The organism is Exiguobacterium sp. s133, from assembly GCF_018618595.1.
Taxonomy (GTDB): Bacteria; Bacillota; Bacilli; order Exiguobacteriales; family Exiguobacteriaceae; genus Exiguobacterium_A; species Exiguobacterium_A oxidotolerans.
In genome coordinates, this window is sequence record NZ_JACSMK010000005.1 from 112,242 (window position 1) to 131,621 (window position 19,380).

At 42.8% G+C, this 19,380-nt stretch carries 23 protein-coding genes and 1 riboswitch; of the genes, 7 read left to right on the forward strand and 16 right to left on the reverse strand.

The window, feature by feature from the left end; all coding sequences use genetic code 11:
- Positions 1 to 34 precede the first annotated feature (34 nt).
- Positions 35 to 454, forward strand: a complete 420-nt coding sequence (locus KNP96_RS08935) for a DUF1232 domain-containing protein (RefSeq protein ID WP_214770053.1) — start codon at positions 35 to 37, stop codon at positions 452 to 454.
- 49 nt (positions 455 to 503) lie between these two features.
- Here KNP96_RS08935 and KNP96_RS08940 read toward each other — a convergent pair whose 3' ends face one another.
- Together KNP96_RS08940 and KNP96_RS08945 are read right to left on the reverse strand one after the other, a co-directional pair.
- Complete coding sequence (locus KNP96_RS08940; RefSeq protein WP_088836355.1) at positions 504 to 1,340, reverse strand: formate/nitrite transporter family protein; 837 nt, start codon at positions 1,338 to 1,340, stop codon at positions 504 to 506.
- Positions 1,341 to 1,529: 189 nt separating this feature from the next.
- The gene (locus tag KNP96_RS08945; RefSeq protein ID WP_157898461.1) at positions 1,530 to 2,141 is read right to left on the reverse strand and encodes a hypothetical protein; all 612 of its coding nucleotides are present in this window, start codon (positions 2,139 to 2,141) and stop codon (positions 1,530 to 1,532) included.
- A 132-nt stretch (positions 2,142 to 2,273) separates the two neighbouring features.
- Here KNP96_RS08945 and KNP96_RS08950 point away from each other — a divergent pair, with 132 nt between their 5' ends.
- Together KNP96_RS08950 and KNP96_RS08955 are read left to right on the forward strand one after the other, a co-directional pair.
- Positions 2,274 to 3,143, forward strand: a complete 870-nt coding sequence (locus tag KNP96_RS08950; RefSeq protein ID WP_088836353.1) for a YitT family protein — start codon at positions 2,274 to 2,276, stop codon at positions 3,141 to 3,143.
- Between the two features lie 240 nt (positions 3,144 to 3,383).
- Positions 3,384 to 3,992 carry a CHASE3 domain-containing protein gene (locus KNP96_RS08955; protein WP_088836352.1) on the forward strand — a complete coding sequence of 203 codons (609 nt, stop codon included), beginning with the start codon at positions 3,384 to 3,386 and terminating at the stop codon, positions 3,990 to 3,992.
- A gap of 89 nt (positions 3,993 to 4,081) precedes the next feature.
- On the opposite strand, the gene KNP96_RS08960 is transcribed toward KNP96_RS08955, so the two are convergent.
- From KNP96_RS08960 to KNP96_RS08990, 7 genes are all read right to left on the reverse strand, one after another.
- Positions 4,082 to 4,456 carry an ArsR/SmtB family transcription factor gene (locus KNP96_RS08960; RefSeq protein ID WP_353048334.1) on the reverse strand — a complete coding sequence of 125 codons (375 nt, stop codon included), beginning with the start codon at positions 4,454 to 4,456 and terminating at the stop codon, positions 4,082 to 4,084.
- Between the two features lie 77 nt (positions 4,457 to 4,533).
- Positions 4,534 to 4,977 (reverse strand): hypothetical protein, encoded by a 444-nt coding sequence (locus KNP96_RS08965; RefSeq protein WP_371816041.1) that lies wholly within the window; start codon positions 4,975 to 4,977, stop codon positions 4,534 to 4,536.
- 14 nt (positions 4,978 to 4,991) lie between these two features.
- On the reverse strand, positions 4,992 to 5,630 hold the full coding sequence (thiE, locus tag KNP96_RS08970) for a thiamine phosphate synthase (protein ID WP_088836349.1): 639 nt from the start codon (positions 5,628 to 5,630) through the stop codon (positions 4,992 to 4,994).
- Positions 5,620 to 6,390: a hydroxyethylthiazole kinase gene (gene thiM, locus KNP96_RS08975; RefSeq protein ID WP_088836348.1), complete on the reverse strand. Its 771-nt coding sequence runs from the start codon at positions 6,388 to 6,390 to the stop codon at positions 5,620 to 5,622. Before thiM ends, thiE begins: the two co-directional genes overlap by 11 nt.
- The gene (gene thiD, locus KNP96_RS08980; protein WP_088836347.1) at positions 6,371 to 7,180 is read right to left on the reverse strand and encodes a bifunctional hydroxymethylpyrimidine kinase/phosphomethylpyrimidine kinase; all 810 of its coding nucleotides are present in this window, start codon (positions 7,178 to 7,180) and stop codon (positions 6,371 to 6,373) included. Before thiD ends, thiM begins: the two co-directional genes overlap by 20 nt.
- 116 nt (positions 7,181 to 7,296) lie before the next feature.
- Positions 7,297 to 7,407, reverse strand: a riboswitch (TPP riboswitch).
- Between the two features lie 61 nt (positions 7,408 to 7,468).
- The gene (locus KNP96_RS08985) at positions 7,469 to 8,728 is read right to left on the reverse strand and encodes a murein hydrolase activator EnvC family protein (protein ID WP_214770056.1); all 1,260 of its coding nucleotides are present in this window, start codon (positions 8,726 to 8,728) and stop codon (positions 7,469 to 7,471) included.
- A 203-nt stretch (positions 8,729 to 8,931) separates the two neighbouring features.
- Complete coding sequence (locus tag KNP96_RS08990; protein ID WP_088836345.1) at positions 8,932 to 10,383, reverse strand: murein hydrolase activator EnvC family protein; 1,452 nt, start codon at positions 10,381 to 10,383, stop codon at positions 8,932 to 8,934.
- A 260-nt stretch (positions 10,384 to 10,643) separates the two neighbouring features.
- Between KNP96_RS08990 and KNP96_RS08995 the strand changes: the two genes are divergently transcribed.
- Complete coding sequence (locus KNP96_RS08995; RefSeq protein WP_029332666.1) at positions 10,644 to 11,051, forward strand: VOC family protein; 408 nt, start codon at positions 10,644 to 10,646, stop codon at positions 11,049 to 11,051.
- Positions 11,052 to 11,104: 53 nt separating this feature from the next.
- Here KNP96_RS08995 and KNP96_RS09000 read toward each other — a convergent pair whose 3' ends face one another.
- From KNP96_RS09000 to KNP96_RS09025, 6 genes are all read right to left on the reverse strand, one after another.
- Complete coding sequence (locus KNP96_RS09000) at positions 11,105 to 11,617, reverse strand: type 1 glutamine amidotransferase domain-containing protein (RefSeq protein ID WP_088836344.1); 513 nt, start codon at positions 11,615 to 11,617, stop codon at positions 11,105 to 11,107.
- A 24-nt stretch (positions 11,618 to 11,641) separates the two neighbouring features.
- Positions 11,642 to 11,809 (reverse strand): hypothetical protein, encoded by a 168-nt coding sequence (locus KNP96_RS09005; RefSeq protein ID WP_204251418.1) that lies wholly within the window; start codon positions 11,807 to 11,809, stop codon positions 11,642 to 11,644.
- 30 nt (positions 11,810 to 11,839) lie between these two features.
- On the reverse strand, positions 11,840 to 12,280 hold the full coding sequence (locus tag KNP96_RS09010; protein WP_088836343.1) for an Ohr family peroxiredoxin: 441 nt from the start codon (positions 12,278 to 12,280) through the stop codon (positions 11,840 to 11,842).
- A 138-nt stretch (positions 12,281 to 12,418) separates the two neighbouring features.
- On the reverse strand, positions 12,419 to 13,762 hold the full coding sequence (locus KNP96_RS09015; protein ID WP_088838425.1) for a hemolysin family protein: 1,344 nt from the start codon (positions 13,760 to 13,762) through the stop codon (positions 12,419 to 12,421).
- 182 nt (positions 13,763 to 13,944) lie between these two features.
- Positions 13,945 to 14,427, reverse strand: a complete 483-nt coding sequence (locus tag KNP96_RS09020; RefSeq protein ID WP_088836342.1) for a DUF456 domain-containing protein — start codon at positions 14,425 to 14,427, stop codon at positions 13,945 to 13,947.
- A 61-nt stretch (positions 14,428 to 14,488) separates the two neighbouring features.
- Positions 14,489 to 15,694 carry a DUF2254 domain-containing protein gene (locus KNP96_RS09025; protein WP_088836341.1) on the reverse strand — a complete coding sequence of 402 codons (1,206 nt, stop codon included), beginning with the start codon at positions 15,692 to 15,694 and terminating at the stop codon, positions 14,489 to 14,491.
- Between the two features lie 193 nt (positions 15,695 to 15,887).
- On the opposite strand from KNP96_RS09025, the gene KNP96_RS09030 reads away from it, so the two are divergent.
- Together KNP96_RS09030 and KNP96_RS09035 are read left to right on the forward strand one after the other, a co-directional pair.
- Positions 15,888 to 17,372 carry an aldehyde dehydrogenase family protein gene (locus tag KNP96_RS09030; RefSeq protein ID WP_214770059.1) on the forward strand — a complete coding sequence of 495 codons (1,485 nt, stop codon included), beginning with the start codon at positions 15,888 to 15,890 and terminating at the stop codon, positions 17,370 to 17,372.
- 63 nt (positions 17,373 to 17,435) lie between these two features.
- Positions 17,436 to 17,825 (forward strand): tautomerase family protein, encoded by a 390-nt coding sequence (locus tag KNP96_RS09035; RefSeq protein WP_088836339.1) that lies wholly within the window; start codon positions 17,436 to 17,438, stop codon positions 17,823 to 17,825.
- A 114-nt stretch (positions 17,826 to 17,939) separates the two neighbouring features.
- On the opposite strand, the gene yidD is transcribed toward KNP96_RS09035, so the two are convergent.
- Positions 17,940 to 18,224, reverse strand: coding sequence for a membrane protein insertion efficiency factor YidD (yidD, locus tag KNP96_RS09040; protein WP_088836338.1), 285 nt, complete (start codon positions 18,222 to 18,224; stop codon positions 17,940 to 17,942).
- 101 nt (positions 18,225 to 18,325) lie between these two features.
- Between yidD and KNP96_RS09045 the strand changes: the two genes are divergently transcribed.
- Positions 18,326 to 19,291 (forward strand): quinone oxidoreductase family protein, encoded by a 966-nt coding sequence (locus KNP96_RS09045; RefSeq protein ID WP_214770061.1) that lies wholly within the window; start codon positions 18,326 to 18,328, stop codon positions 19,289 to 19,291.
- The last annotated feature ends 89 nt before the right edge of the window (positions 19,292 to 19,380 follow it).

Below are 19,380 nucleotides of genomic sequence, written 5' to 3' on the forward strand. Positions count from 1 at the left end.
AGGTGAAACTAGGTGTAGAGAAGGAGTGTTGAACATGGAATTCGTACCAGGAGATTTTAAATCCGCTTACACATATTTCCACCGTCAGGCATTGGCGTTAGTCGGAGATCACAAAGCACAGGAAGATTTATTGATTCGAGGAGAAGTTGGCTTAGCACATTTAACAAAAGATATCGCTTCAGAAGAAGGGTCTGATATCGAACGTGAAGCAGAACTCGTGCTGTATTTCCAACTTAAACAGTTACTTGAGATGTTACGTTCCCTTTATCAAAAACGTTTTTCGATGAAGGAAGAACAAGAACAATTATTATTGACGGCTGTGCTCTATTTTACTTCCCCAGTCGATGCACTACCTGACGAAAATGTTCTCGGTCTGTTCGATGATGCTCAAATCGTCGAATCGATCTATGAAGAACTCACAGCAGATGTCGATCGCTTCCAACATCTCGAATAAAGAAAAAGGTAAGGGAGGCGGGAAAACCCGTCGCTACCTTACCTTTTCTTTATGCTTTTTTTTTCGTCGCGATGTTGATTGTCGCAGCTTGTTGTTTTGATTGATCCACTTCTAGCTTTTCTTTATTCAACCACGTGTAAACCATTCCCATGAAGAGTGCTCCACCGATGATGTTACCGAAGAGAGCAGGAATTAAGTTATGGATTGCTCCGGCAAATGAAATCGCCTCTGGGTGAGGTACGACAAGCGCGATTGAGAACAATGCCATATTGGCAATGACATGGTCAAAACCTGATGCGAAGAAGACAGCAACTAAAACCATCATCATCATGATTTGTGCCAATTCATTTTTCATGTTTTTCGGAATGAAAATCGCTAAACAAACCATCCAGTTACAGAAGATTGCTCGCGTAAAAATTTCCCATGTCGAGTGATGGATTTTCGATTCAGAGACAGCGAACAACCAGTTGTTTGCGCCTAACTCTTGAATGATTCCAGTTTGCGAAAAGAGTAACGCGAAGGCAAGTCCTCCGAGACCATTACCAATCAAACAAATCGTCCATACTTTAAACGTATCCATTTTTGTAGTGTATCCACGCATCGTCGCCGTAGTAAAATACATCGTATTTCCTGTAAACAGTTCTGCACCGCCGTAGACAATTAAGACAAGCGCAACACCAAAAGTTAATCCACCGACGAGCGTCATCGCAGCCGATTCATTTAGATAAAGTCCGTTGATTGCTTTGAGTGTAAATATGATAGCAAAACCGATGAATACCCCAGCAAGCATGGCACGAACTAAATATTCGAGTGGACGCATTTGTAGCATTTTAGTTGATTTAACCGCTTTATTTCTTAGCCCTTCTAATGCTTCTACTTCATTCATTGTAGAAACCTCGCTTTCTTCTTGTTCAACACTTCACAATGTTTGTTCACTTATTATCATACTTCCATCTTATAAGATGTTCAACCCCTGCCTACCCCTTATTTAAGGTTTTTACGAAAGAATGACATGTAAACGATACCATTGTGTCAAGTTTGTGAAAAAAGCTTTTTCTTGCTAGATACAACTACTTTACGGGTATATTTTGAGTTGTGAACGGAAGTATTCTAGAAAGGATTTTCGTCTTGATTCAACTAATACATAGTCGTCAATAACTACACGATTAAAGCGGTTAGTGGACGTCGAAGCTCGCTCAATATCGCGTGGTGTATACCCTTCAAAATCATTACGCGTGATTTTAATTTGAAGGATTGATACAGGATCCGTATATTGAATTTCAACTGTCATTACATTAGGAATCGCTAAAAAAAGAGCCAGCGTATGGTGCATGACGAGTTGCGAAAATCGACTTTTGATAAAAGAGGGTGTAGACGGATCAATCCATTCATGATTTGTCCCGACCCATTCTTTTCTGGATTTACCCGTCACTTCATAACGTAAGGAGACGGTAGTCCCTTCAATCTTTACTTGTTTAAGTGCGTCTGAAAATGGAAATCGTTCAATAAATCCTGTCATTGCATTTGTATTTGTAACCGATGTTCCGACATATCTGGTGACCAGTGCTCCATCACGCCACTTATTGTCAGGGGATTCCCTCGAGTAATGCAACATAAAAACGGAACCTGCGCTTAATCCAATGAGCGCACAGCATAAAAATAAAAGGATTTTTTTCAATTCACTCAATTCCTTTCGACCCGCGTCACATTTTTTTTACGATATTTTTCAGTTGAGGGGTTGAATTTAATGCTATATAGGCGTACTCTTGCAGGCAGATACTTTACAAAGGAGGAGCATGAGGATTTCTCATCAATCACAATGAAGACTAAACAAACGAGCAAGAAAAAACGAACAGAAAAAATCAGTTTCCTTTTAATCGGTACACTTCTTTACTCCCTTTATATCAGCCTTTTATTATCTCCAAATGACATTGGATCTGGCGGCATCATGGGAATCACACTTATTTTCCAAGAGTTGTTCAATACGCCTATCGGACTGACCCAACTTGTCTTGAATATCCCGCTTTTCTTACTTGGTTTTCGCTTCTTAAGAAAACGATTCATGCTACTTTCAGGAATTATCGTCCTTATTTCTTCATTTTTAATTGATTGGATTCCAACACAAGTGGTTCCTGAGTCATTAAACGATCCTCTCGTCGCCTCCATTTTTGCAGGGTTAGTTTCCGGACTCGCAATGGCATTAATCTTCTTTGGCGGCGCTTCGACAGGTGGACTCGACATCCTCGGAAAGTTCTTTTATGCCCGCTTTCATAACTGGCCGCTCCCGCGTATTTTTTTAATGCAGGATTTAGTGATCTATATCTTAGTTTGGCTAGTCTTCGACTTAAAACATGTTATGTATGCATTAATTATGAGCTTCGTTCGCGCCAAGGCGTTGCAAACGGTCTATAGTTTTTACTCTGCTTCTAAACAATGTATTATCATTTGTGAAAAAGCAGATGAAATCAACGACGTCATCACAAAAGAACTTGGTCGTGGTGTCACGATTCTCGATGCGCGCGGTGGCTATTCCAACCGGACAAAGAAGATGGTTTATGTCGTCGTACAGAATAATGAAATCGTTCGTCTTCAGGAAATTGTTTCTTCTGTCGAACCTAATGCCTTCGTCACCTTCTCTGAGATTCATACCGTCTTCGGAAATTACAAAGAACATTCCTACTCTTTTTAAATGAACCGCACACGATGAAACGACACCCCCTGTCATGAGGTGGGTTGTTTTTTGTAAACGAAGGCTGACCCATCATATACGTCTACGTTTGGTATCGCTTCAGGTTTCATCTCAAAATATAAAACGATTGGATCCCCGTAACCAAAAGATGTTCCCCTAAAAAATAGATAACTCTTCACTTTTTGGGAATTAGTGGTTAAGCTAATGACATTACCAGTTAGCTTACGAAGGAATGATTGCATGAATAAACTTTGGCGCTACCGCATCTCTCTCATTCTTTTAGTCAGTTTGTTCGCTTCGATTCCTCTCATCTATGCCTTGACAGGTTATCGTACCATTTCAAAAATGACAGAAGAGATGCACGCCCATAACATCCCGATGATTAAACAGGTCGACCAACTCGTCGAATACAATCGGGATCGGGCAAATGCCGTTCGCGGCCTATTGCTCTATGAAGACGACCGCTACATTGAACAATACTACTTCTGCACGACCAAAATTCATGATTTACGCCGTGTGCTCAATGCTTCGAACGAAACACCTGTACCGATTAAAGATTTATTGGTCCGTAACAATGCATGGGAAAAAGAAATCGAAACCGTTTTCAGCCTTTATGAAACAAACGGTTCACAGGCAGCTACCGCTTTAGCGAAACAATCGACGCAGACCACGCAGACCATTCTTGAAGATCTTGCTCAAGTTAAAGATCAATTGTATACCGAATTAGATCAAGAACTCGAAAATACGGCGCTCGTGACAGCATCCTATAAACGGATGTGCTTTAGTCTATCCATTTTAGCCTTTCTACTCATCAGTGTGACCATCACGTTCTTCCATCGAATCAAGTGATCTGTTGTTTCATACGATTAGCTTCGTGAAAAAGCTAAAAAACGCACCGCAGTTCTTTATCGGACTGCGGTGCGTTTTTTATATTTTTCTCAAGAAGAAGCCTTTCCTTCATTCACATGCTCCATTGCCAAATGAACTAACGACGAGACATGATGGTCATCAAGTGAATAATAGACAACTTTTCCTTCTTTACGATATTTGACGAGACCTTGTTTCAATAACGTTCTTAAGTGATGCGAAGCCGTCGCAATCGAACAATCAACTGATGCCGATACGTCACAAACACAAAGTTCTCGCTCGACCGTCAATGCATAAGCGATTCGTAGACGCGTTGCGTCCGATAACACTTTAAACAATTTCCCAATCTCAAGCGTCGGGATTTTCTCAACGGCATGACCAATTTCAGTAGCACGTTTTTTATCGATCGCAATCGTCTCACAGCGTGGTGCCTCCACTGTCTTCACCTCTCCTCCAAACTATTGCACCATCCTAAAACAACAAATGCAAGTAAGATGACTACGATGATTCGCGAGGTGAAGATTCATTTCCGATGTTTTTTTTGGATTGTACGAAAAACTGCCCATCCCCCTAATCGATTCCCGATATCCCAAACGATTCGATTAGTATCGACAGCCCGTACACCGATATCGATGATACTTGTATTTCGCAATCGCTCCTTATATCGATTCGATAGGAAGCGTGGTAACGGTACTTGTAACATCACTCGATAAAATAAATCGAGGTGTGTATGGCCCCAGATTTCCGTAGCGATGGATGCCGTTTTAATCAACAGCGGCCGTTTATATCGTTGTTGGTGTTTGTTTTTTAACAAAACCGCCAATTCAAATGCATAACGATTCGGATAGGGAAACAATTTCCAACCTAAATGATACTTTCCACGGTTGTCGATTCGAATGATTTGTGGTTCGATTCGATACCGAATCCAGCCTCCCCGAAAGCGAATGACTTGCCATTTCACGTACATCACCTCTTCAGTGATTATACCCGGTCTGATACTATTTGACGCGCAGTCTGAACCGCCTCTTTGAACTCTCGTGCCGCACGTTCAATATCTGGTGCTGCGAATAAGGCAGAGACGACGGCATATCCTTCAAGCATCTCGAATAAGTCGGGCACCACATGATGTGTGATTCCACCAATCCCGACGAGAGGAAGGGAAACAGCCCGGCGAATCGCCCGGAGTGTTTCGTTTGTCATCTGACTCGCATCGTCTTTTGTCGCCGTTGGATAGAGCGACCCTACGCCAAGATAAGTTGCCCCGTCTTGCTCTGCTTCGATTGCCTGTTCAACGGTGGAAACAGAAACCCCAATCGTGGCTTCCGGTAACAGCTTACGTGCTTCCTTCAAAGGGATGTCCTCTTGCCCGATATGCAGACCTGCACCGACGATTTGTGCGATATCAATCCGGTCATTGATGATGAGTGGGACGCCGTAACGAGACATCATTTTCTTCAAGTCACTCGCTTGTTCGAGAAATTCTTTCCCTTGCGCCTGCTTTTCACGAAGCTGGACCATCGTCGCGCCACCTTTTATTGCTGCTTCGACCGCATCAATCAAGGCAACGTCCGGGTGAAAGCGCCGATCTGTTACCGCATAAACCGTGTAATCATTCTCCACTGGTCAATACCCCTTTCAAACTTTCTTCTGTAGTCAAGCTGATTGCGTTGAACAACCCCATCCGGAAATCACCAAGTCCCGCTGCTTCATCTGCGACTTCACCCGCTTTTCCCATTAAATACGTCCCATAGGTCGCTGCTTCGAATGCATCATACCCTGCTCCAAGTAGGGTTCCGATGAGCGATGCCGTCATGCAACCTGTCCCTGTAATGTGTCCGAGTCGTGGCGTTCCTACGGTTAGTTTTACTTGTCGCTTGCCGTCTGTAATGAAATCAACCGGTCCCGTTACGACGAGAGTCGTCCCGAGCCGTCCAGCAAACTCATGGACGACTTGAAAATCTAATGTCTCTCCGGAAGCGACATCGACTCCTTTTGAACGTCCGACTTGACCGATGAGCGTCTTGATTTCAGAGACGTTCCCCTTAATGACCGTAAAATGAATTGCTTCGAGTAACTCTTTCGTGAATTGTGTCCGAAGTGTCGTCGCCCCCATTCCGACTGGATCTAAAATAATCGGTTTCTTCAATCGGTTAGCCGTTTGACCTGCCAACAATTGCGACGCTCGTGAAGCTGCGTTCAATGTCCCGATATTGATAACGACAGCATCTGCATGTCCAACCATTTCCTCGACTTCTAGGATATCTTCCGCCATGACAGGTGAACCCCCGAGCGCAAGGGTCATATTGGCACACTCATTAATCGTGACCGCATTCGTTAAATGATGAATTAATGGTTTTTTATCATGAATGGTTGTAAGCATCCGTTTCCCTCCAAATGTCATAAAAGTGATGTGTCGGTCCGATTCCGTTCCCTAAGGCAAATCCATGCCGGATTGCTTCAGTTACGTACCGTTTAGCATAAATCACGCTATCCTTCAGGGAATCTCCCAGCGCAAGACGTGCCGCAATCGCGGAAGACAATGTACATCCAGTACCATGTGTATGCTGGCGTTTTAATCGTGCCTCCTGAAACAGATGATGCCTCCCTTCCGTGTATAAAATATCCGAGGCATCCGTACTTTCAAGATGACCGCCTTTTAACAGGATAGCGATGTCTCGTTTTTGTGCGAATTCCGTCGTCGCCAGCTTCATTTCATCAATTGTCGAAATCGCTTGCCCTAACATGCGTTCCATTTCCGGAATATTCGGGGTCGTCAAGGTTGCAAGCGGCATCAAATGCTCCATTAATGCTTGTTCAGCATATTTCCTTAACAGCGCATGCCCCCCTTTTGCGACCATCACGGGGTCTAAGACGACTGGTCCCTGATAATGTTTCAAACATTTGGCAATGACTTGAATCGTTTTTTCATTCGAGACCATCCCAATTTTAACGGCATCTACACGAATATCGCTAAAAATCGAGTTCAACTGGGCTTCGACAAGCGTTGGTGATACATCTTCAACTGCTTGTACGCCTAACGTATTTTGCGCTGTGATAGCAGTAATTACACTCATACCGTAAACCCCAAGAGCAGAAAAAGTTTTTAAGTCGGCTTGAATTCCAGCTCCACCACTAGAGTCTGATCCAGCAATCGTCAGTACATGTTTCATCGATAGACCTCACTTTCTATGAGAGCACAAGGAGAAAGCGGAACGAAAAAAAGCGCCGTCCGCTGTAAAAAAGCAGACGACGCCATGAAAAACCAACGAGTGTGGTCACTTATTCATGTCTTCAATCTCAACTTTCCTACGCTGGTATTATCCAGATCAGGTGATAGGGTCGAAAACAGAATGGTTTTCCTCTCAGCCAGATTCCTCCAGCTCCCCTAGTTGCTCATGATTTAAATTTCTCTTTCACTGTAGCATAGCGCCATAAAAAAAACGAGCCGAAGCTCGTTTTTATAAGTATGCTAATGGATTAACTGTGTTAGCTGGTCCTGTCGCACTGTATTGGTAACCACCAATATGCAATTCAAAATGAAGATGTGCGCCCGTCGAGTTTCCCGTATTTCCGAGCGTACCGATTTGTTGCCCTTGCGAGACCGTTTGTCCAGCATGAACTGATAATGAATTCATATGCGCGTAAACTGTTGTATACACTTTCCCATTCAAGAAATGTGAAATCATCACGTGATTTCCGTACGGTCCACCGCTTCCTGCTGTGATGACCGTTCCTGAAGCTGCTGCGACGATTGATGATCCGACTGACCCTCTAAAGTCGACACCATTATGGAAAGTATACCCATTCGCACCACTCGCTGGTCCGAATCCTTGTGAAACACTTCCTGACGCAGGGCGAACGAACTGCGCCGAACCACTCGGAACACTAGCGACTGGCGTAGCACTTACGACCTTCTTAGACGTCCCGGCGTTGTTTTTTTCCGCCGCCTCCGCCGCCTTTTCCGCTGCCGCTTTTTCAGCTGCTGCTTTAGCTGCTGCCTTTGCTGCCGCAATCGCACGTTCTTGCGCTTCTAATGTCGCTTGAAGTTCTTTCGCATTCAGAAGTTTTGTCGTAAATTTTGTTTTACCTTGACGTAATTTTTTTAAGGTTGCACTACGTGCTTTCATTTGCTGTTTGAGTTCCTTTTTTTGAACCAAAAGGGCTTCTTTTTCTTTCACTCGCTCTTCCTTTTTATCCACAAGCGTCGCTTTAGCATCAGCTAATTTTTTTTGCGTTTCAAGGTAAGCAGAAATCATCTTGTCATCTTGTTCAGCAATTTTTTTCCCTGCCATCACACGACTAAAGAGATCGCCAAGATCTTTCGAACCAAAAATGACTTCTTCCCATTTAATCGAATTCCCATCATTTTCTTGAAGCACACGAAGGCGGTCTCCTAACAGCTCTTCCTGGCGTTTTAACATTTCTTCATAATGGATAATGTCTGCCTCAAGCTCTTCAATTCGTTCATTCAACTGACGAATCTGTTTATTTTTTTCTGAGACACGAAAAATATTTTCATTGATTGCTGCATCAATCGCATTGATTTGACGTTGCTCTTTTGAAATTTTAGATTCTTGTTTTTTGATTGATTTTTCTAGTTTACGTTGTTCAGCTGCATTATCTGCTTTCTTTTCTTTGATTGTAGCCGCTTGAGTGATTGGGGTGTTCGTCAATAATAACGTCCCTAATAGTACGGTAGAAAATAACTTTTTTAGCATATGTGAGTTCCTCGCTTATGTATGAATTCGATTTTTGAAGTCCTGTTCCGTAGTGAAACTATCTGAAATTGATTATAGCACCGTAATAGTTTCAGAAAAATTTCATTTACATTTCAAATGAAAACGTTATTTTGTAATATAACAACTAATTATTCAAACTGTATAAAAAAGAACCTCTACAATGTAGAGGTTCTTTTACGATTTTATAACATTGACATAGGATTAACACTATTTGCAGGGCCTGTTCCGCTGTAGATATACCCACCGACATGAATTTCGAAGTGTAGGTGTGGTCCAGTCGAGTTACCCGTGCTACCAAGTGCACCGATTTGTTGTCCCTGGCTGACACGTTGTCCTGCACGCGCATTCAATGAACTCATGTGCGCGTAAACCGTCGTATACGTTTTTCCGTTCAATTGGTGAGCAATCATGATGTGATTTCCGTAAGGACCACTACTAGAAGCCGTAATGACAGTTCCTGTTGCTGCTGCGACAATTGGTGTTCCAACCGGTGCACCAAAGTCGATTCCATTATGGAATCCATACCCATTTTCACCACTTGCTGAGCCGTATCCTTGTGTAGTCGCACCACTTGTCGGATGAATGAACAATGCTGAAGATGCAGCTGGAGCCGGAGCTGGATTCGGTGCTACTGGTGCTGGTTTTGGTGTTACAGGCGCTGGTGTCGGCGTTGATTGTTTTGTTGAATTCGTTGTTGCTTTTTGACGCGCTGCTTGTTTTGCAGCTTGCTCGGCTGCCGCTTTTTCTGCTGCAGCTTGCTCAACTGCTGCCTTTTCTGCCGCTGCCTGATCGGCTGCTGCTTGTGCTGCTTGAGCTTCAGCACGGGCTTTTGCTTCTCGTGCTTCTTGTGCTTTGCGCTCTTTTTCAATCCGTGCTTCACGTTCACGTGCCGCTTTTTCTGCCGCGATTGCTTTTTCTTGCGCAATCAAGATTTGTTGAACTTCTTTCGCGTCCATCAACTGTGTCTCAAATTTCTTTTTTTGCTTCTTAAGTTCTTTAATGCGTTTGTTTCGTTCACTGATTTGTTGTTCGAGCTCTGCCTGTTGACGCTTTAATTCTTTTTTCTCTGTCACAAGCTTTGCTTTTTTATCTTTAAGTTCTGCTTGGGCATTCGCTAATTTCTTTTGCGTGTTCTGGTAATCCGTAATCATCTTATCATCTTGTTGTGAGATGGATTTCCCCGCTAGCACACGGCTGACGAGATCTCCGACATCTTTCGAACCAAAGATGACTTCTTCCCATTTAATCGAATTACCATCATTTTCTTGCATGACACGTAAACGATCGCCGAGCAATTCTTCTTGACGTTTCAGCTTGGCTTTATATTTTTCGATTTGCTTACCAAGTTCGACGATTTCAGCTTCTGTCGCCTTGATTTGACGATCTTTTGCTTCGACGGCAAACATCTTTTCATTCAATGCTTCGTCTAAACGATTCACTTCTTGTTGTGTCTTCGAAATTTTCTCACCTTCGTGATTCACAGAAGACTCAAGATTTTTTTGTGTATTTTGGTTTTCTTGTTGCTTTTGTTCGTTTTTAGCTTTTTGTTCACTTAAATCATCTGCTGATGCAAAATAAGGAGTTGATGAAAGGACAAGTGCGGAAACGATGAGCGACGTAAACGTTTTTTTCATGTAGTATTCCCTCTTTTTCTCTATAATTTTATTGTAGTCAAAAGTATGCTTTATTTAAATTTCATTTTAATGTTTAAATTTTATAAGAACGTTTTTGATTATAGCATTCATTTTGCCTCTATTATATTTCAGTGAGATTTCATTTTGTATAAGTTTATTGGTTAATTATGTAATACGATGAAGCTCCTTTATTGAAAATACCTGCGCGTTGCACCTTGAGGGAAGTTTTGGCACACTAGTGGTGTAAGGGAGGAATTATAGTGAAACTTGATCATACTGGAATTGCCGTCCGTGATATGCAAGAAGCCATTACTTTTTATACAACAATTTTAGGAGGGAAATTAGTCCGTGAATATTCAAACCCCGCTCCAGGCGTGGCATCGAATATCGCTGTCATTGAATTTGAAGATGCACACATTGAACTACTGACACCAACAAGCGCTGACAGCCCAATCGCTCGTTTCTTAAAACAACGTGGTAAAGGGGTACATCACATCGCTTACCGCGTTGACGATTTAGATCAAGCGATTCTCGATGCAAAAGAACAGGGACTTACGTTCCTCGAAGATACGTACCGGTCAACGCCTTTTGGCCGTCGTTTGATTTACATGAATCCGAGGCATTCACATGGGGTCATCACTGAGCTTTGCGATTACCCAAACGCTTAACGCAAAAACAAATCCCCTACACGACCTGTGAAGGGGATTTGTTTTGCATGAACTTATGCGAGCTTCGCTAACATTTCACGGTTGAACGCCGGAATATCATCTGGTTGACGACTCGAGACGAAGTTATCATCGACGACGACTTCAGTGTCTTCGAAATCAACCCCAGCATTTTCCAAATCGATTCGGATTGATTTATACCCTGTCATCTTGCGCCCCTTAACAATTTTAGCGTTAATCATTAATTGTGGACCATGACAAATCGCGAAGACTGGTTTCTTCGACATATCGAACTCTTCTACGAAAGAGACAAAACGTTCGTCTTCACGTAATAAATCTGGTGAAAATCCACCCGGAATCAACAGCGCATCATAGTCTGCCGGTGATGTTTGATCAATCGTGACATCAACAGAGACTTTTGCATCTTCTTGTTTACCAACGAGTTCTGCACCTTTTTCTGAACCGATGACTGTCACTTCATGACCTGCCCCTTTTAATGCGTCGACTGGTCCTGTGAACTCGACATCTTCGAAATGGTCCGCGAGTACGACTGCTACTTTTTTACCCATTAAAATCATCCCCCAATGTCTATATTACTTATCTTGTCCACGATCGCGAGGTGAAATCGGATCATCCGGCATAGCGTTCTTTCCTTCAAGAATTTCCTCTTGTTGCTCGGATGACAGTTTGCGTTCTTGTTCAGTTAAACGCTCTCGCTCATCTTCTAACTTTTCGTTTGGACGGTCAGTTTCTTTTGGCATACTGATTCCTCCCGTAAAAAAGAATAGTTTTTATTCGCTTAATGCTTCTACCACTTTTACCGATAAATCAACATCAATATTTCCGCGTGTCGCTTTAGAGTACGGGCAGAAACCATGCGCTTTTTCAAGTAATTCTTCTGCTTCTTCTTGCGAGACGCCGACAACTTCTACAACAAGTTTAGCTGCGATTTTAACGCCGTTATCTGCTTCGTCTTGTAAAAGACTCACTTCCGAGTTCGTCCGTGTTTCGACACGTTTTTTTGCTTGGCGTGCCATTAAATTATATGCACCATCGAAACATGCCGCGTATCCTGCCGCGAATAGTTGCTCTGGGTTTGATGTCGGAATATCTTCTTTACCTTTTGTACCAGGCATTACTAAATCTAAATTAATGACGTTATCGTCAGAAGAGACTTTTCCATCACGGCCCCCTACTGCCGCCGCGCGTGAAGTAAGAATTGTTTTAGTCATGAAATAGAACCCCTTTTCCTCTGGTTTGAGTAACTTTTTTGCCACATAAACAGTAATACCACTGACTGCCCGAGTATAAACAAATTCTCTACGCCTTTTATCAAGAAAAAAACAAGGTCACCCTGTGGGCGCCTTGTTTCACATGATTTCTTCTTCAGTTGGTGTAGTGGATTCTTTTTCAGGGAGTTGTAGATAAATCGATTTTACTTGGTGATTATCGACTTCCATCACTTTGACCGTATAGTCTTCATAACGGAACTCTTGACCGCTCGACACTTCCGTATCTTGCGCCATCACCCAACCACCGATTGTATCGATATCTTCTTCCTCGATTCCGAGGTTAAACCGCTCGTTCAAGTCATCGATTAGGACACGTCCAGAAATTCGATACAGTCGCTCATGAATTTGTTCGATGTCGGCCTTCTCATCTTTATCGAATTCATCACGAATCTCACCGACAATTTCTTCTAGTATGTCTTCCATCGTGATGACGCCGGCAGTACCACCATACTCATCGATGACTAACGCCATTGGTGTTCGTTCGACTTGCATTTTCAACATCGCATCTTGTAAAGGAGAATACTCTGAAACAATCGGCAAATTATGCACGTAATAACTTAACGCCTTCCCTTTATTCGCCATATGATCGGTGAACAGTTGCTTCGCATTGATGAAACCGAGGATTTTATCCTTGTCCCCTTCCTCTGCAACCGGATAGCGTGTGAACTGATATTCTTCGACAAGTGCGATGATTTCATCCATCGACGCATCATTGGAGATGGTAATCAAATCTGTTCGCGGCAACATGATGTCTTTTGCGATCCGTTCGTCAAAAGAAAAAATGTTCTGCATGTAAGACAGTTCAGTCTGGTTGATTTCACCACTCTTATAACTTTGTGTCATGATGATTTTAATCTCTTCTTCCGAGTGTGCTTCTTCATGCCCTGCCGGCTCTACACCGAACAAGCGCAAAAAGACTCGCGCTGATCCATTTAAAATCCAGATGAATGGCTTCATCACTTGACCAAACCAGTAAAGGGGTGGTGCAAGCAACATCGTAATCGCTTCTGTTTTTTGGATTGCTAACGATTTTGGTGCTAATTCACCTAACACAACATGAAGGAATGTGACGATTGAAAAGGCTAAGACAAACGAAACAATCGTAGAAATTGAATCGGGTAACGCAATCTCTACGAAGAGCATTTCCAGGATTGCACCTACTGTCGACTCTCCTAGCCACCCTAGACCAAGTGCTGTCACCGTAATCCCTAATTGACACGCTGATAAATAATAATCGAGGTTTTCCAATAATTTTTTGGCGATGACCGCTGTTTTATTTCCCTCTGTAATCAATTGATCGATTCGAGACATCCGCATTTTCACGACCGAGAACTCTGCCGCTACAAAAAATGCTGTCAAAACAATTAATAATCCAATAATGAGAAGCCTGATAATAATCGTTGTTGTGTCGAATGTCTCCATTGCATGTGTACTGTCCAATCGTTTCCCCAAGAGAAGGGGATTCACCTCCATTTAATTAAGCTCAGCTTGAGCTTTTGCGTAAAAAAGAAGCTTTTATAAAAATAAGCTTCTCCTCTTTTTCATATTCATACTATAACGGAACTTACACTAAATGTGTACTTGAAGCAACCTTTGCTTTTAGGTCAAACAATGTACAACATAAAGACGACAATCATTAAGAGCATGGCAATCCCTTTTAATAATGCACTTGATAAAATGCCTAAAACCGTTCCGATACCAATCGCCATTGATTCATTCCACGTCTTTTTACTGATGATTTTTTCTGTTAAGATTGCGAAAACAAACGGGAAAATCAACAGACCCACACCAGGAATAATGAACGGTCCTGCAATCAATCCGACTGTCGTTGCAATTTTAGCCGCACGTGACCCACCACGCCGATCGACTGTGTAAGAACTTACTAAATAGTCAAGCGTGAATAATAAAATGATAAATACCGACTGAATGAGCCAAAAACTAATCGTTAACTCGGTAAACCCGAAACCAAATCCATATATCAAAAAACCGATGATGAGTAACGGTGCACTTGGAATGATTGGATAAACAAGTCCTACAAAACTAGCTATGAAACAGACCGCAATCAGAATCCAAAGTAAAATCGTCATACATATCTCCCACTTTCTTTGTTCTCTCCTCCTAATTTACGTACAAGACACGAATTAAGTTTCAAGCAAGCGCTTTTTCTAAGACCTTTTCTAGATGCACACGATCCCAGTCATTCAGAGAAGACCAATCCAATTCTGAACAAACAAACGGGATAAACGTCTGAATTGTTGCCCGATGTTCGGACAAAGCATTTCGTTTCGCGCTCTCGAGTGACTCTAGCATCGTTGCAAGCACAGAAATATCTTCTTGTCCGTAGTGTCGCAGTTGATAAAACGTCTCGTATAGTAATTCCGAGAAAGTAACGCGTTTAACGATGACAGAGCCTTCGCCGCCGATTAACAGACTGCCATCCGGAAGCATCGCAAAATTGCGTAGCAGGTCACCGATTTGTCGAAGCGCGTGTCGCGCCGTATTCGGGTCGTTAATCCCCGGAGAAATTGCGCGTAAACCGACTTCAGATAACTTTTGGATGACAAACGTAAAATCTTGCACGGAAGAACGTGTTGGTCCAATGATGATTCCGGATTCCACACCTTCTTCGTTTGCAGTACCAATCGCTTGTCCTTTTGTCACGTAACTCCCAATCGTGACATCGACTTGAATATTCATTCCTTCTTTCGCCAATGCACCGTAATCAAGCAATTGCAAGTAACCAGACTCTGATGCGACGATTGGATATTGTAGCGAATCATAACCATCAGAAATAAAATGATGTTTTTCCGCTTTCAAATTATCAATTTGTTCCTCGATTAATTGACTGCCTTCCCGGTGCAAACGATCCAGTAATGTCGTCACACGAATCGATTGGCTAACGATATGGATGAAAGCAACGAAAGCAATGATTGAAATTAAGACGACGAGAACAGCAACGGCAGAAGCAACGACACTTCCTCGTAAAGAAGGACGAACGAAAAACAACATCGTAATCGAATACGTAACTGCCCCGATAAAGATTCCGAAAATATGTTGAACTTGTCGATTTTCGATGAAGTTCGGTAATGTTCGTGGTGAGAACTGTGATGAATAGGTCGTCAAGACGACTAAGATCGTCGAGAAGGTAAACGTCATCATCGTCAACAAACCAGCGAAGACAGAACTATGAATCGTTCTTCCTAAATCGAGCGTTGTTTTCCAATCGTCCGGAAAGTAGTTTTTTAAATATAAATCAGTCGCGAGGACACATGCCGTCAACAAGGCACCACCTACCCCATATAACAAGGGCCACCACCAGTTTGTCTCTTGATAAATCAGCTTCAATCGCTTCATCAACCCAACTCCATTCTTGATATATTGCTATATTTTTTAATTCCTGTTTCTTCATTTAGTGAAACCTTTATCATTCTTCTTTTTCAATAAAAGCTGAGTCACTTTATTTTGTGAAAGTGTCAGATTGTGTTTTACTTCTTTTCATAACGTGAATAACTTAATTGTTATCAAAAAGAATTGGAGATGAAAAGTCATGAAACAGACAAACGAGAACGTTCTGAAAACTGATTTCACAAAAATCTTCATCGATGGTCAGTGGCGCAAAGGCGCAAGTGACAGCAACATGGAAAATACGAATCCTTTCACAGGGGAAACACTATTTGAAATTTCAGCTGCAAACAATGACGATTTGGACGAAGCTTATCAAGCAGCGAAAATCGCTCAAAAAGATTGGGCAAAAACACCGGCTCTTAAACGCCAAGGATTGATTGAACAGTTCTTGAAAGTCATGTACGAAGAAAAAGAAACCATCATCGATTGGTTAATTAAAGAATCAGGTAGTACACGAATTAAAGCTGAAGGTGAATTCCTTGCTTCCGTTTTAATCGTTAAAGAAGCAGCAACGTTCCCACTTCGGATGCATGGTGAAATTCGCCCATCTGTCGTACCAGGCAAAGAAAATCGCATCTACCGCAAAGCACTCGGCGTTATCGGCGTCATCAGCCCTTGGAACTTCCCGTTCCACTTAGCGGTCCGCTCGATCGCAACGGCAATCGCAATCGGGAATGCAGTCGTCGTCAAACCAGCGACTGATACACCCGTCTCAGGTGGGTTAATCTTCGCAAGCCTGTTTGAAAAAGCCGGTCTTCCAAAAGGTGTCTTGAACGTCATCGTCGGTCGCGGTTCTGAAATCGGCGATTCAATCGTTGAACACCCAGTTCCACGTTTAATCTCATTCACAGGTTCTACTGAAGTTGGTCGCCATATCGGTGAACTTGCTGGGAAACACCTGAAGAAAACTGCATTGGAACTCGGTGGTAACAATGTCTTCGTCGTTCTTGACGATGCTGATCTCGATCGTGCCGTCGAATCTGCTGTCTACAGCAAATTCTACCACCAAGGTCAGATTTGTATGTCAACGAACCGAATTCTTGTCGCAGATTCGATTCACGATGAATTCGTTGAAAAATACATTGCTCGTGTTAAAGAACTACAGTTCGGCGATCCATCAAAAGACCGTACACAAGTCGGTCCATTGATTAATCAATCACAAGTCGATCGTATTATGGAAGATATCGAAAAAACAAAAGCTGCAGGTGCTACAGTTCGTGTCGGTGGTGAAGCAAACGGGAATGTCATCGCACCAACGGTCGTGACTGGTGTAACGAACGATATGCCACTCGCTAAAAACGAAATCTTCGGACCTGTCGCAGTCATCATCCCGTTTAAAGATGACGAACATGCGCTTGAACTCGCAAACTCACTTCCATATGGTTTAAGCGGTGCCGTTCATGGTTCTTCAATCGAACGCGCGACTGAATTTGCGCTTCAAGTTGAAACAGGAATGATTCACATCAATGATCAGTCGGTCAACGATGAACCACATATGCCGTTCGGTGGCGAAAAAGACTCAGGTCTTGGTCGTTTCAACGGTGAATGGGTACTCGAAGAGTTCTCAACGGTTCAATGGGTATCTGTCATGCACGAACGTCGCCAATACAAACCATTCTTCGAATAAAATAAAAAAAATGCGGGCATTGCCCGCATTTTTTTTACATACTATTTAAAAGGAGTGTTACTAATGCCACTATTACGTTTTGATGTGATTGAAGGACGAAATGAAGAAGAGTTAAAGGTGCTCCTCGATACAGCGCATGATGCGATGGTCGAAGCTTTTGATGTACCGGAACGCGATCGTTACCAAATCGTTCACACGCATAAAGAACACGAGATGATTATTCAAGATACAGGACTCGGTTTCGAACGGACACGAAACCTTGTTTTGATTAGTGTCACGAGTAAATCGCGGACACAGGAGAAAAAACAAAAACTCTATCGCTTACTCGCGGAACGACTTGAAGCAAACTGCGGTCTCGCACCAAGTGACTTGATGGTGTCAATTGTTGAAAACGATGCCGCTGACTGGAGTTTCGGAATGGGCGAGGCACAATTCTTAACCGGAAAGTTGTAAATTCCAAATACCTTATTTCATCAAAAAAGCCCTAATTCCTAAAAGGAAATTAGGTCTTTTTACTTGTATGAATCATCCATCTCAACCGTTCGCATGTAAAATCAGAGACCGCTCTCAATCAACCGTTTCTTCATCATTCTCTCGTTCTTTTGGATTCTCTCGCTGCAGCGGTGCTTTCCAACTAAACGTTTCCGGAACAAAGTCGAGTCCACCCGGGTGGAACGGTTGGCAACGTAACAGGCGACGTGTCGTCAAGTATCCACCTTTCATGGCACCATGCTGTTCAATCGCTTCTTTTCCGTAATGCGAGCACGTCGGATAAAAGCGACATGTCGCCGGCTTCATCGGAGAAATCACTTTTTGATAGAAATGAATGCCACCAAGCATAACTTTTTTCATAATACTTCACCCTCTTTTTTTCATTTTAACGCATTCCTGCACTTATATCAGTTTAGATGATCTATAGTTAAATCCATTACTACTAAAAGTATGTGTTTCAGATGAAAGCTCTTACGTTCAGTTCATTCGGAGATTCCTCCGTCCTCACATATCAAGAAGCTCCAACTCCCGTTATTCAATCTCATGAGGTTTTAATCGAAATGAAGGCAATCGGTCTTAATTTCGCTGACATCTATCGCCGAAAAGGTAATTATCACTTAGAAGGAGCCGCTCCCTACATTTTAGGATATGAGGGTGCTGGTGTTATCACTCAGATCGGGGAAGACGTTTCCGGACTTAACGTCGGTCAGCGTGTTGCCTTTGCCGATGTACCGAATGCGAACGCAGAACAGGTTGCCGCTCCATCCGACCGTGTCATCCCGCTCCCTGACGAGATTTCTTTTGAAGTCGGTGCTTCCCTGCTCCTACAAGGATTGACAGCCCATTACCTGACACGTGACAGCTACGCGATTCAACCACGCGATCTTGTTTTGATTCACGCAGCAGCTGGAGGTGTCGGACAACTGCTGACTCAAATCGTTCGTTCGCATGGAGCTGTTCCAATCGGGCTGACCTCTTCCGAAGAAAAAGCACTCATCGCAAAAGAAAATGGATGCGAAGAAGTTTTTCTTTATTCGGACGACTGGGTTAAGCAAATTCTGACAGTAACGAATAATCGTGGTTTCGATGTCGTCTATGAATCCATTGGTACAACATTAATGAACAGTTTTGACGTCACAAAAGTAAGAGGAACCGTCGTGTTTTACGGAATGGCCGGTGGAGATCCCGCCGCAGTCGATCCCCGCTTTTTAATGGATACATCGAAAACACTCACAGACGGAGATTTATGGAATGTCCTTACATCATATGAAGAGCGGATTCGACGCGCGGGTGAGCTGTTCAGTTGGGCGATTTCAAATCAGCTCCATGTATCTGATCCAACTTCATTCCCACTCGCTGAGGGAGCACGTGCCCATGATTATCTTGAGAGTCGAAAAAGTACAGGCAAAATCCTCTTGATTCCTTAAAGACGCTCGTTTTTTGAAGCACGTCTCATTTTTTCCTACATTAAATACTATCTCTTTTAAAATCAATCACAGTCAGTCATTACAAAATA

Coding starts and splice junctions, on each gene's coding strand:
- KNP96_RS08935 (WP_214770053.1), top strand. CDS start 35: ATGGAATTCGTACCAGGAGATTTTAAATCCGCTTACACATATTTCCAC.
- KNP96_RS08940 (WP_088836355.1), bottom strand. CDS start 1,340: ATGAATGAAGTAGAAGCATTAGAAGGGCTAAGAAATAAAGCGGTTAAA.
- KNP96_RS08950 (WP_088836353.1), top strand. CDS start 2,274: ATGAAGACTAAACAAACGAGCAAGAAAAAACGAACAGAAAAAATCAGT.
- KNP96_RS08955 (WP_088836352.1), top strand. CDS start 3,384: ATGAATAAACTTTGGCGCTACCGCATCTCTCTCATTCTTTTAGTCAGT.
- KNP96_RS08965 (WP_371816041.1), bottom strand. CDS start 4,977: ATGTACGTGAAATGGCAAGTCATTCGCTTTCGGGGAGGCTGGATTCGG.
- thiM (WP_088836348.1), bottom strand. CDS start 6,390: ATGCTTACAACCATTCATGATAAAAAACCATTAATTCATCATTTAACG.
- thiD (WP_088836347.1), bottom strand. CDS start 7,180: ATGAAACATGTACTGACGATTGCTGGATCAGACTCTAGTGGTGGAGCT.
- KNP96_RS08985 (WP_214770056.1), bottom strand. CDS start 8,728: ATGCTAAAAAAGTTATTTTCTACCGTACTATTAGGGACGTTATTATTG.
- KNP96_RS08990 (WP_088836345.1), bottom strand. CDS start 10,383: ATGAAAAAAACGTTTACGTCGCTCATCGTTTCCGCACTTGTCCTTTCA.
- KNP96_RS09000 (WP_088836344.1), bottom strand. CDS start 11,617: ATGGGTAAAAAAGTAGCAGTCGTACTCGCGGACCATTTCGAAGATGTC.
- KNP96_RS09005 (WP_204251418.1), bottom strand. CDS start 11,809: ATGCCAAAAGAAACTGACCGTCCAAACGAAAAGTTAGAAGATGAGCGA.
- KNP96_RS09010 (WP_088836343.1), bottom strand. CDS start 12,280: ATGACTAAAACAATTCTTACTTCACGCGCGGCGGCAGTAGGGGGCCGT.
- KNP96_RS09015 (WP_088838425.1), bottom strand. CDS start 13,762: ATGGAGACATTCGACACAACAACGATTATTATCAGGCTTCTCATTATT.
- KNP96_RS09020 (WP_088836342.1), bottom strand. CDS start 14,427: ATGACGATTTTACTTTGGATTCTGATTGCGGTCTGTTTCATAGCTAGT.
- KNP96_RS09025 (WP_088836341.1), bottom strand. CDS start 15,694: ATGAAGCGATTGAAGCTGATTTATCAAGAGACAAACTGGTGGTGGCCC.
- KNP96_RS09030 (WP_214770059.1), top strand. CDS start 15,888: ATGAAACAGACAAACGAGAACGTTCTGAAAACTGATTTCACAAAAATC.
- KNP96_RS09035 (WP_088836339.1), top strand. CDS start 17,436: ATGCCACTATTACGTTTTGATGTGATTGAAGGACGAAATGAAGAAGAG.
- yidD (WP_088836338.1), bottom strand. CDS start 18,224: ATGAAAAAAGTTATGCTTGGTGGCATTCATTTCTATCAAAAAGTGATT.
- KNP96_RS09045 (WP_214770061.1), top strand. CDS start 18,326: ATGAAAGCTCTTACGTTCAGTTCATTCGGAGATTCCTCCGTCCTCACA.